Below are 15160 nucleotides of genomic sequence, written 5' to 3'. Positions count from 1 at the left end.
TCGCCGTCCTCGCTATCGACGGACATCACGGGGGGCGGCTAATCTTTGGCCCCACACCATCGATGTGAGGAGATGCGATGGCGCGCCGTACCGGCCGACCCTCCTACCAGTTGGACAAGGCCGATGTGCGTCACCGCCGTACAGTGCGCTTCGTGGCGGTCGCGGGCGTGATCGCACTGGTCACCGCGTTGGTGGGTGGGTTGATCGGCTACCAGGTGGGCCGTCCGGACGCGACCGAGGCGACCATCGCGAGCATCAAGCAGGACGAGGCGAAGCGGGACGCTCAGCAGATCGTGGAGCTGATCGAGACAGCCCGACGCGTACGCGACCAGGTCGCCCCGGTGCTGGCCGCCGTCAAGACGGAGACGACCGCCGGACGCGCGCCGGACCCGCAGAAGGCACGCCAGTGGCAGGAGGTCATGCGCCAGGCGGCCGAGCCCTTCGCCGACCCGCCGTCGGGGACCACCGCCACCAACGTGGCGCGCGGAGGGTTGCGCGGAGCGGTCCAGCAGGCGTCCCTGGCTGTCGACGCCTACGCGCTGGCGGCCGGCGTTCCGGCCGAGCAACGTGCGGCCCTGCTGGATGTCACCGCGCGGCAGGGGGCCGAGGCCGCGACGATCTGGTCGGTCGCGGCGACTCAGCTCGACCAGATCAGCGTCGACTCCGGCCAGGGCCACCAGCATGTGTTCCTGGACACAGACCCCCAAGAAGGGGCCCTCACCCCGGACGGGGCGGCCGAGGGAACCGGTGGCTGAGGCACCTTGCGGGGCATGTGTCGGGTTTGCCGGCTAAGGTCGCCGGGCCGGGCCGGCGGAGCGGTCACGGCGTGATCTGGGGGCGGCGCGCCGGATCGGGTACGGTCGCTTATCGCAAAGTCTATGAACCAGATTGGCTTTCAGTGCAATGGAAGCCGAATCGGAGGGACACAGCCGTGAGGTTCCCAAGCGCCGTCCGTCAGGCCGGCCTCGTCGTGGCCGTCGTCGCCCTCGCGTTGACCGCGGGTTGCGCGAAGAAGGATGACAGCGAGGTCCAGGCGAGCGGTGTCAAGCTGGTCGCGGCGGGCAAGCTGACCGTCTGCACCCACCTGCCGTACCCGCCGTTCCAGTCCAAGGACGCCAGCGGCAAGGTGACCGGCTTCGACGTGGAGATCATGGACCTGGTCGCCAAGGAACTCGGTGTCGAGCAGACGATCATCGACACCCCGTTCGAGGGGATCAAGTCCGGCCAGGATCTCAACACCGGCAAGTGCGACGCGGCCGCCGCCGGCATGACCATCACCGAGGAGCGGCGGAAGGTGGTCGACTTCTCCGATCCCTACTTCGACGCCACCCAGGCGATGCTGGTGAAGACCGGCAAGACGTACAAGTCGCTCGACGACCTCAAGGGCAGGAAGCTCGGCGTCCAGGCGGCCACCACGGGTCGTGACTACGCCAAGAAGCTCGAGGCGGAGAAGGGCCTGAAGCTCGTCGAGTTCGAGGACCTCGCCGCCCTCCAGCAGGCCGTCGCCAACGGCCAGGTCGAGGCCGCCATCAACGACCTGCCGGTCTGGACCGAGTACCTGAAGAAGAACCCGGGCGGGTTCGAGGTGGCCGCCGAGTTCGACACCGGCGAGCAGTACGGCTTCCCCGTGAAGAAGGACGCCAACCCGGAGTTGCTCAAGAAGATCAACGAGGTGCTGGCCAAGGCCAAGCAGGACGGCGCGTACAACACGATCTACGAGAAGTGGATCGGTAAGCAGCCGAGCGCCTGAGCGCCGCGCAGTACCGGAGGGCGCGCGTCCCGCGCGCCCTCCGACGTCGGTAACCTCCGGGAAGGCAACGAGCGAACGTGAAGCTGCGACGCCGCCAGCGGGAGCGGCTGTCCCTCGGGCTCCAGTACCTGGTCTTCATCGCCATCATCGCCACGGTGCTCGTCGCCGCGGACTGGGACAGGTTGGCCGACGCGTTCTTCCGCGTCGACATCATCAAGTCGATGTTCCCGACGATCATCACCGTCGCGCTGCGCAACACCATCCTCTACACGCTGGGCGCGTTCGCCTTCGGCCTCGTGTTCGGCACCATCCTGGCGCTGATGCGCCTGTCCCGGGTGGCGCCGTACCGCTGGGTGGCGACGGCGTACATCGAGCTGTTCCGGGGTCTGCCCGCGCTGCTGGTGCTCTTCCTCGTCGGGTACGGAATCCCGATCGCCTTCCCGGAACGCGAGATTCCGGGCGGTGTGTTCGGTTCGATCGCGATCGGCCTCGGGTTGACCGCCGCGGCGTACATGGCGGAGACGATCCGGGCCGGCATCCAGGCCGTGCCGAAGGGGCAGATGGAGGCGGCGCGGACCCTCGGCATGTCGCACTTCACCGCCATGCGCACGATCGTCATCCCGCAGGCGTTCCGGATCGTGATCCCGCCACTGACGAACGAGCTCATCCTGCTCACCAAGGACTCGTCGCTGGCCTACGTGCTCGGGGTGACGGCGCAGACGATCGAGATCACCAAGTTCGGTCGGGACATGCTCAACGACCGGGTGAACGCGACCCCGCTGCTGGTGGCCGGCCTCGCCTACCTGGTGATCACCCTGCCGCTGTCGCAGGTGGTACGACGCCTCGAACTCCGCTACGCCAAGGCTCGGTGACCCAGATGACGACCACCCCTGCCCGCCCCGCCGTGGAGATCCGCGACCTGCACAAGTCCTTCGGGCCGCTGGAGGTGCTCAAGGGCATCGACTTCGAGGTCGGCCAGGGCGAGGTGGTCTGCGTCATCGGGCCGTCCGGCTCCGGCAAGTCGACCCTGCTGCGCTGCGTCGATCTGCTGGAGGAGCCGACAGCCGGCAAGATCTGGGTGAACGGGGTCGAGATGACCGACCCGGACGTCGAGATCGACGCGGTACGCCGCGGCATCGGCATGGTGTTCCAGTCGTTCAACCTGTTTCCGCACCTGACCGTCCTGAACAACCTCACCATCGCGCAGCGCCGGGTGCTGCGGCGAGGTCGCGCCGAGGCCGAGCGGATCGCCCGGGCCAACCTGGAGCGCGTCGGGCTGACCGACAAGGCCGACGCCTTCCCGGCGCAGCTCTCCGGTGGGCAGCAGCAGCGGGCGGCGATCGCCCGGTCGCTGTCGATGGAGCCGAAGCTGATGCTCTTCGACGAGCCGACCTCCGCGCTCGATCCGGAACTCGTCGGCGACGTGCTCACCGTCATGCGCAAGCTGGCCGAGGACGGCATGACGATGATGGTGGTCACCCACGAGATGGCGTTCGCCCGCGACGTCGCCGACCGGGTCGTCTTCATGGATGGTGGCGTGGTGGTCGAGCAGGGGCCGCCGCAGGAGGTGCTGGGCGCGCCGAAGCACGAACGGACCCGCGCGTTCCTCTCCCGGGTCCTCGACCCGACCCACGTCGCGCAGCTCGGTGCGCCCGACCAGTCGGGCCCACCGTCGGCCGGCTGACCACCGCGACGATCTCTGACCACAGCTTCCGTACGTCTGCCCGCCGGGCTGCCGCATTGACGGCAGCCCGGCGTCTGCTTGTGTGTCAGCTTCATGTCAATCGACGGACGTCGTGATGTCAAGGTAATCTTTTTGCAATCAGACCTGTACTTTCGTCGATGGATTACATAAGTTTCAGTCATCCATCGAAAGTTCTGAGTCTTCCGAGCAAAGTCCGCGACGAGCCTCACCCTCAGTCGTGCCACCGCCCCCGAGCTCGGCGGTCGATGCACCCTGCCCTCGTCGCGTCTTCGCCCGGTCGGGAACGGAGACCCATGGACGATCACGCTGGTGGCCCTCACCGCCACCTGTCCCGCAGATCGCTGATCGCCACCGGCGCGCTCGCCGCCGGGGCGTTGGGCGCGTCCGCCCCAACGATCGGCACCGCGTTCGGCGGCAGCCCCGCCCGGGCCGCCGCCGGTGTCACCAAGAAAATCACCATCTACGCCGAGCAGTTGCCCGGCAACCTGTTCGGGTACGGCCTGGCACCCGGTCAGGCCACCGTTCCGGGCCCGATCCTGGAAATGTACGAGGGTGACACGCTGGAGATCACCCTGGTCAACACCACCAACCAGCGGCTGTCCATCCATCCGCACGGGGTGGACTACAGCACCGAGTCCGACGGCAGCCCGTTCAACGCCTCGTTCAACAACCCGGGTGAGACGCGCACGTACGTCTGGCGCTCCCACGAGATGGTGGCCGCGGCCGGCCGGCGGTACATGCCGGGCAGTGCCGGCTACTGGCACTACCACGATCACGCGATGGGCACCGACCACGGCACCGGCGGTGTCGCGAAGGGACTGTACGGGGCGTTGATCGTCCGACGGCGTGGCGACATCCTGCCGTCGAAGCAGTTCACGGCCGTGTTCCACGACATGATGATCAACAACAAGATGGCTCCGGCGACCCCGATGTTCGAGGCGAACCTGGGCGAGCGCGTCGAGTGGATCGCCATCGGCCACGGCAACCTGTTCCACACCTTCCACCTGCACGCGCACCGCTGGGCGGACAACCGCACCGGGATGTTGGAGGGGCCGAGCGACCCGAGCCTGGTGGTCGACAACAAGGACCTCAATCCCGGCAGCTCGTTCGGTTTCCAGGTGCTGGCCGGGGAGGGCGTCGGACCCGGCGCGTGGATGTACCACTGCCACGTGCAGACCCACTCCGACGGCGGCATGGCCGGGATCTTCCTGGTGCGCAACGCCGACGGCAGCATGCCGCCGGGCGCCGAGGAGGCGATCCACCGGTTCCAGGGCCACACCCACACGCACGGAAGCTGACCGAACCGAAAGTGGGGACGGGCATGACCAGAAAACTACGACGAACCCTCGCCGCGGTAGCGGCCTTGGCGACACTGCTCCCGGCAACGACGGCGGCTGCGGCCGCTCCACGAACGGCGGCCGCCCCGCAGGCGGCGCAGCCGCAGCAGACAGCGGTCCTGGTGTTCCACGGCCCGGTGGCCGAACAACAGGACCCGGTTTCTCGCGCGGTGGACACCATCAAACAGCTTGGCGCCGTTAATGACATCGATGTCACGGCCACCACGGACCCGGGCGCCTTCACGGCGGCCGGGCTGTCCGCGTACCGCAGCGTGGTCTTTCTCTCCGCGACGGGCGCCGCGCTCAGCCGCGACCAGGAGTCGGCGCTCCAGAACTACGTCAAGGCCGGCGGCGGTTTCGTCGGCATCGCCGACGCCGCCCGCGCCCAGGTCGACTCCACCTGGTTCACCGGGCTGATCGGCACCCGCCCGGCCGGCGCCATCCCGGTCGCCGAGCCGGTGACCCGGGTGACCGCCAGCGGCGAGAACCCGCCCAACGAGACCAAGGAGAAGCTGACCGACGGCGACGCCAACACGAAGTGGCTCGTCCGCACCCCGACCGCCTGGGTGGCGTACGAGTTGAGCGCACCGAAGAAGATCACCGGGTACGCGCTCACGTCGGCCAACGACTCCGCCGGTCGGGACCCGAAGGACTGGACCCTGCAGGGCTCCACGGACGGTCAGAGCTGGACCGACCTGGACCGCCGCACCGGGCAGACCTTCCCGGACCGGTACCAGACCCGGCGGTTCGACATCGCCGCGCCGCAGGAGTTCACGCGCTACCGGCTGAACGTCACCGCGAACAGCGGTGAACCGCTGGTCCAGCTCGCCGACCTGCGCCTGTTCACCGGCAGCACCACCGCTCCGGAGCCGCCTGCGGTGAACCGCGCGGTGGTGAACATCCTGGACCGGAAGCACCCGGCGACCGCGTCGCTGCCGATGACCATCACCCGGTCCGACCGTTGGGAGAACTGGGACCCGAACCCGATCGGCACCGTGCACACCCTCGCCCAGGTCGAGGAGCGGCACTACAACCCGGGGGCGGCAGCCAACGGCGCCTTCCACCCGGTGTCCTGGTGCCGGGACTACGACGGCGGTCGGTCGTTCTACACCGGCATGGGCCACACCGAGGGCAGCTACGGCGAGGAGGCGTTCCGCACGCACCTCACCGGGGCTCTCAACTGGACCACCGGTCGGGTACGCGGTGACTGCCAGGCCACCATCGCCGCGAACTACAAGGTGGAGCGACTCACCGCAGCCAACCAGACCGGGCAGCTGGACCAGATCGGCGAGCCGCACGGGCTCACCATCGCGCCGGACGGCACTGTCTTCTACGTCGGCAAGGCGGCCTGCCCGAGCGGCCCGATCGCGGACTGGAACAACCCGAAGGTCGGCCTGGGCTGCGGCACCATCCACTCCTGGGACCCGCGCACCAAGCAGGTCAAGCTGCTCACCACCCTGGAGGTGATGGGCAACCGGGGCAGCGGCTCCGAGTTGGTCAAGAACGAGGAGGGTCTGCTCGGCATCGTGCCCGACCCCGCGTTCGCCGAGAACGGCTGGCTCTACGTCTACTGGATGCCGCACGACTCGGTCGACCGGGTGAAGCGGGTCGGTCAGCGGACCGTCTCGCGGTTCACCTACGACCGCCAGGCGCAGACCGTCGACCAGGCCACCCGCAAGGACCTGTTGCAGTTCCCGGTGCAGATCCACAGCTGCTGCCACGCCGGCGGCGGCATGGCGTTCGACGCCAAGGGCAACCTCTACGTCGGCTCCGGCGACAACAACTCCTCGGAGGGGTCGCAGGGCTATGCCGGCAACAACTGGACCCAGGAGTACCAGGGGATCTCGTTCCAGGACGCCCGCCGCACGTCGGGTAACACCAACGACCTCGCCGGCAAGATCATCCGGATCCATCCGGAGTCGGACGGCACGTACACCATCCCGGAGGGCAACCTCTTCCCACCGGGCACCGAGAAGACCCGACCGGAGATCTACGTGATGGGCGTGCGCAACATCGCCCGCCTCCAGATCGACCCGGTGCACCAGTGGCTGACCGCCGGCTGGGTCGGCCCGGACGCCTCGTCGCCCAGCCCCACCCTGGGCCCGGCGAAGTACGAGACGGCCACCATCATCACCTCCGCCGGTAACCAGGGCTGGCCGTACTGCATGGGCAACCGGCAGCCGTACCGCGACCGCAGCAACACCGACGCGACAGTGCTGACCGGCTGGTACGACTGCGACAACCTGAAGAACGAATCGCCGCGCAACACCGGACTGGTGGACATCCCGGCGGCCCGGGACAACATGATCTGGTATTCGCCCGACGGCGGTGGCCCGGTGTTCCCGAAGCGGACCGACGGCAGCGGCCTGCCGACCTACGTGGCGACCGACGCCACCTACACGCAGCCGTACCTGCGCGGCGGCGGGCAGGCCATCATGTCCGGCCCGACGTACCACCGCAGCCTCGTCGACACCACCAGCGGCGTGGCGTGGCCGGAGCACTGGGACGGCAAGTGGTTCATCGGCGACCAGTCGAACGCCTCCAACCGGGTCGCGGTCACCGTCGACCCGGCCGGCGTGCCGCAGGCCGCCCCACCGGTGTACGCCGAGTCGCTGCGGGCCATCATCCCCGGTGGCAACGGCGACAACCGGTTGCAGAGCTGGATGGACGCGAAGTTCGGCCCGGACGGCGCGCTCTATCTGCTCGACTACGGCGGCGGCTTCTTCAGCCTGCACGCGAACCAGAAGCTGATCCGGGTCACCTACACCGGCGGGGCGCCCACCCCGGCGCCGGCGGCGACCTCGGTCGCCGTGCAGAACAAGCCGCTGACCATCGCCTTCACCGGTTCCCGCTCCGGCGGCGTCAGCCACCGCTGGGAGTTCGGCGACGGCACCACGTCGACCGAGGCGGACCCCCGACACACGTACGCCACGGTCGGCACCTACACCGCGAAGCTCACCGTCACGTACGCCGACGGTCAGACGGCGACGGTGCAGACCACTGTGACGGTGGGCTGCGCGGTGCCCGACGACCGCTCGACGGTGTGGCTCGGCGACACCGACACCGGGGTGCCCAGTCGCACGGTCGGGCAGGGTTGCACGGCCAACGACCTGATCGACGACGAGAGCACCTGGGCCGACCACAACGGTTTCGTCCGGCACGTCACCGCGGTGGCCCGCGCGTTGCAGGACGACGACCTGCTCAGCACCCGCGAAGCGGGGACCCTCACCCGCCTGGCCGCCGCGTCGGAAATCGGCCGGGACGGTCACACCGGGTACGAGCCGCTCTTCGACGGCACCGCCGAGTCGCTGCGCGGTTGGCAGCAGGCGCCGTCGGGACAGTTCGGCATCCAGCCGGACGGGTCGCTGCGCTCCAGTGGCGGCCTGGGCATGCTCTGGCACACCAAGGAGCTGGGCGACTTCTCGCTGAAGTTGCAGTTCCGGGATATCGCGCCGGGCACCGGCCGGGCCAACACCGGAGTCTTCATCCGGTTCCCGGATCTGCGAACGCCCCTCGACCAGCGGCCACCGGACAGCTGCGGCACGGTCGGGTCGGCGCGGACCTCGCCGGCCTGGATGGCGATCTACTGCGGACACGAGATCCAGATCTACGACGGTGACACCGGTGAGCCGCAGAAGACCGGCTCGGTCTACAACTTCGACCCGGTGCCGCTGGCCCAGGCCGGCGTGACGCCGAAGAACGAGTGGAACGACTACGAGATCCGCGCCGTCGGGCAGCACTACACGATGATCCGCAACGGCGTGGTGATCAACGAGTTCGACAACACGCCGGGCAAGCAGTCGTCGCGCGCCGGCGACCCGCCGACCGACCTGCGGCAGTTCCTGCGCGGCTTCATCGGCCTGCAGAACCACGGTGACAACGACCTGACCGAGTTCCGCAACATCCGTGCGCGGGAACTCTAGGAGTGACGATGACCCGACGACTGACGGCTGCGCTGGCGGCGCTCCTGCTCACGGTGATCCCGTTGGCAGTGGCCCCCGCCTCCGCCGCCCCGCGTGTCGCCGCCGACCAGGTGTTGACCTGGACCGCCGACGACAGCATCACCCGGTACAAGTCAGCGCCCACCACGGCGGTGGCCGGAGCGACCACGATCATCTGGGAGAACAGCGCGGCCACCGGAAACACCACCGGGATGCCGCATACCCTGACCTTCGACACCAGCACCGAGGGCTACAACCACGACGTCACAGTCAACATCCTGGCCAGCCCGTTCGACGCCAACGACGGCCGCCACCAGGCGACCGTGACGCTGACCCCGGGCCGGTACCGGTACTTCTGCTCGATCCCCGGCCACAGCTCGATGGTCGGCGAGCTGGTGGTCACCGAGGGCGGCGGCGGTGACGACACCACCGCACCGACCGTGACCGCCGCGGTCTCCGGCGACCAGGACCAGGACGGCAACTACCTCGGCGCGGCCACTGTGACCGTGACGGCCACCGACGCCGACTCGGGGGTACAGACCGTCGAGTACCAGGTCGACGACACCAGCTTCCTGCCGTACACCGAGCCGGTGCGGGTGACCGCGATCGGCGACCACGCGGTGCAGTTCCGTGCCACCGACCAGGCCGGCAACACCAGCGCCGTCGGCTCGGTGGCGTTCCGGATCGTCGAGCCGGGAGAGGAGGACACCACAGCGCCGGTGGTCACGGCCGCACTGGCCGGCGACCGCGACGGCGACGGCAACTACGTCGGTACGGCCACCGCCACGTTGACCGCCACCGACAGCGGATCCGGTGTCGCCACCATCGAGTACGCCCTGGACGGGGCGGCCTTCACCGCGTACACGAACCCGATCGTGGTGAACACGGTCGGGATGCACATGCTGCACTACCGGGCCACCGACGTCGCCGGCAACACCTCAGCGGAGCAGATGTCCCACTTCACCGTCGTCGAGCCGCAGGCCGAGGACACCACCCCGCCCACTGTCGCCGCCACGGTGGCCGGTGACCGGAACGACGACGGCGGGTACGTCGGCGGGGCGACCGTCACCGTCACGGCCACCGACGCCGAGTCGGGCGTGGCGACGATCGAGTACGCGCTCGACACCGGAGCCTGGACGGCGTACGCCGCTCCGGTCGCCGTCCGCGCACCCGGCGCGCACACAGTGCGGTACCGGGCGACCGACACGGCGGGGAACTCCTCCACCGAGCAGTCGACGTCGTTCACCGTGGTGGTCGACGACACCGACCGCTGCCCCGACTCGGACACCCGGGCAACCGTGGTCATCGACGGGGGCGACACCGGTGTGGCCAACGTCGACACCGGCGACGGCTGCACCATCAACGATCTGATCGACGAACACGCCGACTACCCCGGCCACGCCGAATTCGTCCGACACGTGGAAGCGGTCACCGCCGCGCTCGTGACCGGCGGCACGCTCGACCGGCGGCAGCAGGGCGCCATCGTCCGGGCCGCGGCCCGATCGGACGTCGGCGCATGAGTCCTCGAACCTCACCGACAGGGAGTACCACGATGCCCGGACGTACCGTCGCCAAGCTCGCCACCGTGAGCGCCGTCATCGCGGCCTCGGTGCTGGCAGTGGCGCCCACCGCACACGCCGACCTGGTCACCCACTGCATCGGCACCGGCGGCGCGGTGACCGTGCCCAACGACCTGCTCGTGCCCGCCGGCGAGTCCTGCGCGCTGACCGGCACCACGATCACCGGCAACGTCACCGTCGCGGCCGGCGGCAACCTGGTGGTGACCGGTGGCCGGGTCAGCGGTGAGGTACGCGTCGCCGCCGACGGGTACCTCGACGCGACCGAGACGACAGTCGACGGCCAGGTGGTACTCGCAGCCGGGGGGTACGGCATCTTCCTGAAGGACGCCCGCACCGGCACCGTCACCGTACGGCCGAAGGGCTCCACGACCATCGACAGCTTCCTGTTCGCCGAGGCGTCGACGGTCGCCGGGCACGTCAACGTCGGTGCCGGCGAGGTTCGGCTCGACCGGGGAACCCAGGTGCAGCGCAACCTCAGCAGCACCGGCACCTACTACACCGACCTGCACGACTCGTTCGTCGACGGCACGCTGTCGGTGCTCAACAGCGCCACCGGCAGCGTGGTGTGTGGCAGTGCGGTCCAGGGCCGGGCCACCTTCGCGGGCAACCTGGGCGGTGTGCAACTCGGCCCGAACGGCACCCTCGACAGCTGCGCCTCCGGCGGCTACTGGGGTGGGGACGTGAGCATCACCAGCACCACCGGTGGGGTCACCGTCGACGACAACATCATCAACGGTCAGTTGGCGGTGACGTCCAACGACCCGGCCGCCCAGGTGGCCGCCAACAACCGGATCCGCGGTGGCGTGACCGGTGACCAGGCGGCGTCGAGCACCAACCGGGCGGCGCGGGTGGCCGCTCCGGACCGGGAGGACGCCGGCGACCAGCGGGCCGAGGTCCGCCGTACCTCGGCGGTGCAGGAGGCCGCTGCGGCGGGCGCGGCGAAGCTCTAACTGATCGACGCAACGGCGGCCGGTCACCCGCCAGGTGATCGGCCGCCGTCGTACTGGGTCCGACCCGTCGCGGCGGCGGCGTCGGCGAGGCGGTGGGCGCTGGCCGCTTGGACCAGGCATTCCAGGAGGCGGTGCACGGCGTGTGAGGGGTTCTGAGTCGGCGGGCCGGCCGGTAGCGTTGGTGGCACGGCGGCCTGGGCGCCGGCGACGCGTTCCGCGCTACGAGGAGGTCCGGGATGGATTCCTTGCCGGAGTTGACTTTCGGGCAGCGGTTGAAGGTCTACCGGGAACGGTCCGGGAAGACCCGTGCGGTGCTCGGGGGGTTGGTGGGGCGCAGCGCGGAGTGGGTCAAGGCGGTGGAGACCGATCGGATCCTGCCGCCGCGTATTCACATGCTGGACCGGATCGCGCGTGCCCTCAAGGTCGAGGTGTCCGCCCTTGCCGGCGAGTTGGGGGCCCGGTCGGCTGTGGTCAACGGGCCCGAGCATCCGGCGCTGCCGTCCGTCCGGGACGCGGTCAACCGCTTCGCACTTTCCGACGATGTTTCCCCGGAGCCGTTGACGAGCCTGAGGGACCGGCTTGCGATGGCATGGCGTGCGCGTCATCAGGCGTCGGACCACCGCACCGTGCTGGGCGGGTTGTTGCCGGGGGTGCTACGCGACGTGCAGCGTGCCGCTTTGGCCTACGAGGGTGCAGAGCGTCGGCAGGCTCAGGCCCTGTTGGCGGAGACGTTCGGGCTGACGCAGATGTTCCTCGCCTATCAGCCCGCTGCCGAGTTGTTGTGGCGGGTCGCGGACCGGGCGATGGTGGCGGCGCAGGAGTCCGGCGACCCGGAGGCGGTGGCGTGCGCGGGGTGGTTCCTGTGCCAGGTGCATCGGGATGCCGGTGACTGGGACAGCGCGATGTCGGTGACAGTGGATCTCTTGTCGGCGCTTGAGTCGCGTGCGGCCGACGGGAACATGAACCTGTTGGCGCTCTGGGGTGCACTGAATTTCGAGGCTGCGTACACCGCCGCCCGTGCTGGTGAGGAAGGTAGGGCCTGGCGGTACTGGGATCGCGCGGATCAGGTGGCGCAGCGCCTGCCAACGGGTTTCTATCAGCCGCAGACGTCGTTCTCGCAGGTCATCATGGGCGCTCACGCGGTGACCGTGGCGGTGGAGTTGCAGAAGTCCGGTGAGGCAGTGCGACAGGCACGCCGCCATGATTCCGCGGCGATCCCGTCGAGGCCGCGCCGGGCACGCCATCTCATCGAGGTCGCGCGGGCGCACTACGGCAAGGACGACAAGGAAGCGGCCGTGATGACCCTCCGGCAGGCGTATGGGTCGGCCCCGGAGACGATTCGCTTCAACGGGTACGCCCGCCAGATCACCTTGGACCTGCTCGACGGCCCACGTTCCACTCGTGACGACGCCCGTGACCTCGCGGTCAAGGTCGGGCTGCTCTCGTGATCCAGGGGTAGAAACCGTACCCATTCCGCCCCGCGACTCACCGTAGCTTCTTGCTCACGGGATGCGGCGGGCGGTGCGGATATCGCCTGGTCGCCGCGTCCCCTCAGCGTGGAGGGCGGGAAGTCGTCCTCGTGCTCGAACGAGGGAGAGTCCGTGCGGCGCGTCTCGTATGACGAATACCTCTCGGCCACCGCGCTGACGCTCGCCCGCCGGCACCGGCCGGTGTGGTCATGGCGGCTCTGGCGATATATCTGCCGCTGCGGCATCGACCTGCCGTGCCGTGCCCGGCACCGGATTCCGATCAGTCGTGGCCATTGGCCGCAGGAAGGCGAGCAGTGAGTAGCCGGCAGCAGAAGGCGATCGTCGCGGTTCGCGTCCGAGGGCTGGACGGCAGGTGTAGCTGCTGCCGGACGTGGCTCACGCCGTACCCCTGCTGGCAGGGCGAATGGGCGACCGGTCGGCAGACGCTGACGAGCACCGCCGGACTTCTGGCGGGTGCGCGGTGACCGTCCACGGCCCGGTCATGCCGATCTGGAGCTGCGGTGGCTGCGGCCTGCCCTGGCCCTGCACGACCCGCAAGCGCGAGTTGCGCGCGGAGTACGCGGATGCGCCAGTGTCGCTGGCGCTCTACCTCGGGTCCTACCTGGTGCAGGCGACTGAGGACATGCAGTGGACGCCGGCCGGCGTGCTGCACCGCCGGTTCCTCGGATGGACCAGGGATGCCGCGCAGTCGAATCCAGCAGTGCCGCAACCGGTCCAGCCGGCCCGAGCCGAACCCTAGTCGACCGACGTCCTGGCGGGGCTCGTGTCGCCGCCGCCCGGCCCGTGCATGCGTGGCGGTGCCGGCGTCGGAAGGTCGGCCTGCTGCGCAAGTAGCAAGTAGGCGGTTACGTGGGGTCTCCGGCGTCCGGTTCGGCCTGGTAGCTGAACCGTCCACCGGAGACCCCGCCGCCCTCTGTCGCCGATCGACGACGGCATTCAGGCCGGGTCAGCTCAGAAGTTACCGGCCGAGTTGCACTTCACGCCCTGGTCGAGGCAGTTGCGCACCCGTGCGGCGAGTGCCTCGTCCTTCCACGCGTTGAAGAAGTCCGCGTGCATGGAGAACGACGTGCCGGACGCGAGGGTGATGCCGTCGGTGTTCGCGCTCAGCGGGTACGAGATCACGAAGGACACCGAGGGGACGGGCACCGGGTGGCTCTTGGGGCACGCCCCGGTGTGGTCCCCGTTGGCCATGTGCGCCTTGTGGTCGGGGCTGTCCAGGTGCTTGCCGTCCCAGCAGTCCGGGAAGGTGATCTGCCGGACGATGTTCGCCGTCCTGGCGCAGACCGGGAACGTCTTGTCGGCGCTGCGGCCGATCTCGCCGCCGATGCCGGCGCACCAGAAGTGGTTGCCCTGCTTGTCCGGGGTGTCAACCTGGTTCTTGGCGTTACCGGTGATCATTCGCAGGCCGAACGGGAAGGGCTGGGTCCTGCTCGGGTCCTTCAGACGGGAACCGTAGTAGACGGTCACCTCCTTCGGGTCCACGACCTTGCCGTTCTGGTACATCGTCGGCACCCAGTAGGCGGACTGGTCGTCCGGCGAGTTGCAGGTGGTCGCCTTGGACGCCCGCAGCGATTCGGCGGTCGAGTTGGCGTCGGTCGACCTGTTGCCCCAGAACGTGTGGTTGTGCGAGCCGCCCACCAGCTTCGGCAGCACGATCGGGTCGTCGCTGTTGTGGTGGCTGGTCGTACAGCCGACGTTGAATTCGGGCACCTTGACGGGGTTGCCGGTCACCGGCTTGGGCTTGCGCGCGAAGAACGCCTTCGTCGCGGCGGCCTGCGCGGCGGCGTCGATGGTGATCCAACCGCCGGATGCGGTGGGCGGGGCGGCGCTGGTCGCCGGCGTTCCGGGCTTGCCCGGCGCGGACGGGGTGGCCGAGGTGCCCGGGGCGCTCGGCGTGGCCGACGGGTCGCCCGGGGCGGTCGCCGTCGGCGCGCCCGGGCCGGGCGAGCCGATGCCGGTGTCGCTGGACGGGCCGGACGCGCCGGGGCTTCCCGGCGCCTCCTTGCATCCGCCGGCGAGCGCCAGGCTCACCAGCAGCAGGGCGGTGACGGAACGACGGTGTCGAGGGGTGGAACGGAAATTTATCAACGGGGGCGCACCTTTCTTCCGAGAGGGAAGAATATGAGTGGCCCCCCTGCCTGCTTCCAGTTGAAACGATTAATTCTCCCTTAAATAGCGCTCAGCGATTGCCTGGTCAGCCTTGTGGAGTCGCCGTGATGTCGGCTCGATCTCAATTCTCTGATTTCTCTCCAAAAACCGTAATCGACAGCTGCGGTGGCACTCCACATCTCAGCGTGGCTGCCGGTCCAGTCAGCGGCGGTCGCGGGCCTTGCTCAGGAAGCCCGCCCCGACATGATTCTCGTCGAACGTTCGGTGAGCGGCTCGACATCGATGCCGGGGCTCGGGC

At 69.2% G+C, this 15160-nt stretch carries 12 protein-coding genes; 11 read left to right on the top strand and 1 reads right to left on the bottom strand.

The window, feature by feature from the left end:
* Nucleotides 1-77: 77 nt before the first annotated feature.
* The 11 genes from DLJ58_RS20570 (at nt 78) to DLJ58_RS20520 (ending at nt 13492) form a co-directional block, all read left to right on the top strand.
* Entirely contained in the window at nt 78-755 is a 678-nt protein-coding gene (locus DLJ58_RS20570; protein ID WP_124858649.1) for a hypothetical protein, read from the top strand.
* Between the two features lie 176 nt (nt 756-931).
* Nucleotides 932-1750, top strand: a complete 819-nt coding sequence (locus DLJ58_RS20565; protein WP_124858648.1) for a basic amino acid ABC transporter substrate-binding protein — start codon at nt 932-934, stop codon at nt 1748-1750.
* Nucleotides 1751-1827: 77 nt separating this feature from the next.
* Nucleotides 1828-2622, top strand: coding sequence for an amino acid ABC transporter permease (locus DLJ58_RS20560; protein WP_091406922.1), 795 nt, complete (start codon nt 1828-1830; stop codon nt 2620-2622).
* 5 nt (nt 2623-2627) lie between these two features.
* Nucleotides 2628-3434 (top strand): amino acid ABC transporter ATP-binding protein, encoded by an 807-nt coding sequence (locus DLJ58_RS20555; protein WP_167493724.1) that lies wholly within the window; start codon nt 2628-2630, stop codon nt 3432-3434.
* A 314-nt stretch (nt 3435-3748) separates the two neighbouring features.
* Nucleotides 3749-4753: a multicopper oxidase domain-containing protein gene (locus DLJ58_RS20550; RefSeq protein WP_091406920.1), complete on the top strand. Its 1005-nt coding sequence runs from the start codon at nt 3749-3751 to the stop codon at nt 4751-4753.
* A 23-nt stretch (nt 4754-4776) separates the two neighbouring features.
* On the top strand, nt 4777-8715 hold the full coding sequence (locus DLJ58_RS20545; RefSeq protein WP_124858646.1) for a ThuA domain-containing protein: 3939 nt from the start codon (nt 4777-4779) through the stop codon (nt 8713-8715).
* An 8-nt stretch (nt 8716-8723) separates the two neighbouring features.
* Complete coding sequence (locus DLJ58_RS20540; protein ID WP_124858645.1) at nt 8724-10253, top strand: OmpL47-type beta-barrel domain-containing protein; 1530 nt, start codon at nt 8724-8726, stop codon at nt 10251-10253.
* Nucleotides 10254-10285: 32 nt separating this feature from the next.
* A complete protein-coding gene (locus DLJ58_RS20535; RefSeq protein WP_124858644.1) occupies nt 10286-11263 on the top strand; it encodes a hypothetical protein in 978 nt (325 codons plus the stop codon).
* A 236-nt stretch (nt 11264-11499) separates the two neighbouring features.
* Nucleotides 11500-12711 (top strand): helix-turn-helix domain-containing protein, encoded by a 1212-nt coding sequence (locus DLJ58_RS20530; RefSeq protein WP_124858643.1) that lies wholly within the window; start codon nt 11500-11502, stop codon nt 12709-12711.
* Between the two features lie 153 nt (nt 12712-12864).
* The gene (locus DLJ58_RS20525) at nt 12865-13050 is read left to right on the top strand and encodes a hypothetical protein (RefSeq protein ID WP_124858642.1); all 186 of its coding nucleotides are present in this window, start codon (nt 12865-12867) and stop codon (nt 13048-13050) included.
* A 163-nt stretch (nt 13051-13213) separates the two neighbouring features.
* Nucleotides 13214-13492 (top strand): hypothetical protein, encoded by a 279-nt coding sequence (locus DLJ58_RS20520; RefSeq protein ID WP_124858641.1) that lies wholly within the window; start codon nt 13214-13216, stop codon nt 13490-13492.
* A gap of 212 nt (nt 13493-13704) precedes the next feature.
* Here the strand turns inward: DLJ58_RS20520 and DLJ58_RS20515 are convergent, their stop codons facing one another.
* A complete protein-coding gene (locus DLJ58_RS20515; RefSeq protein WP_124858640.1) occupies nt 13705-14841 on the bottom strand; it encodes a DUF1996 domain-containing protein in 1137 nt (378 codons plus the stop codon).
* Nucleotides 14842-15160 lie beyond the last annotated feature (319 nt).

It is taken from the genome of Micromonospora arida (assembly GCF_003857035.1).
GTDB classification, from domain to species: domain Bacteria; phylum Actinomycetota; class Actinomycetes; order Mycobacteriales; family Micromonosporaceae; genus Micromonospora; species Micromonospora arida.
Note: the sequence above shows the minus strand (reverse complement) of the source record. Positions and strands in the feature narration are given on the sequence as shown.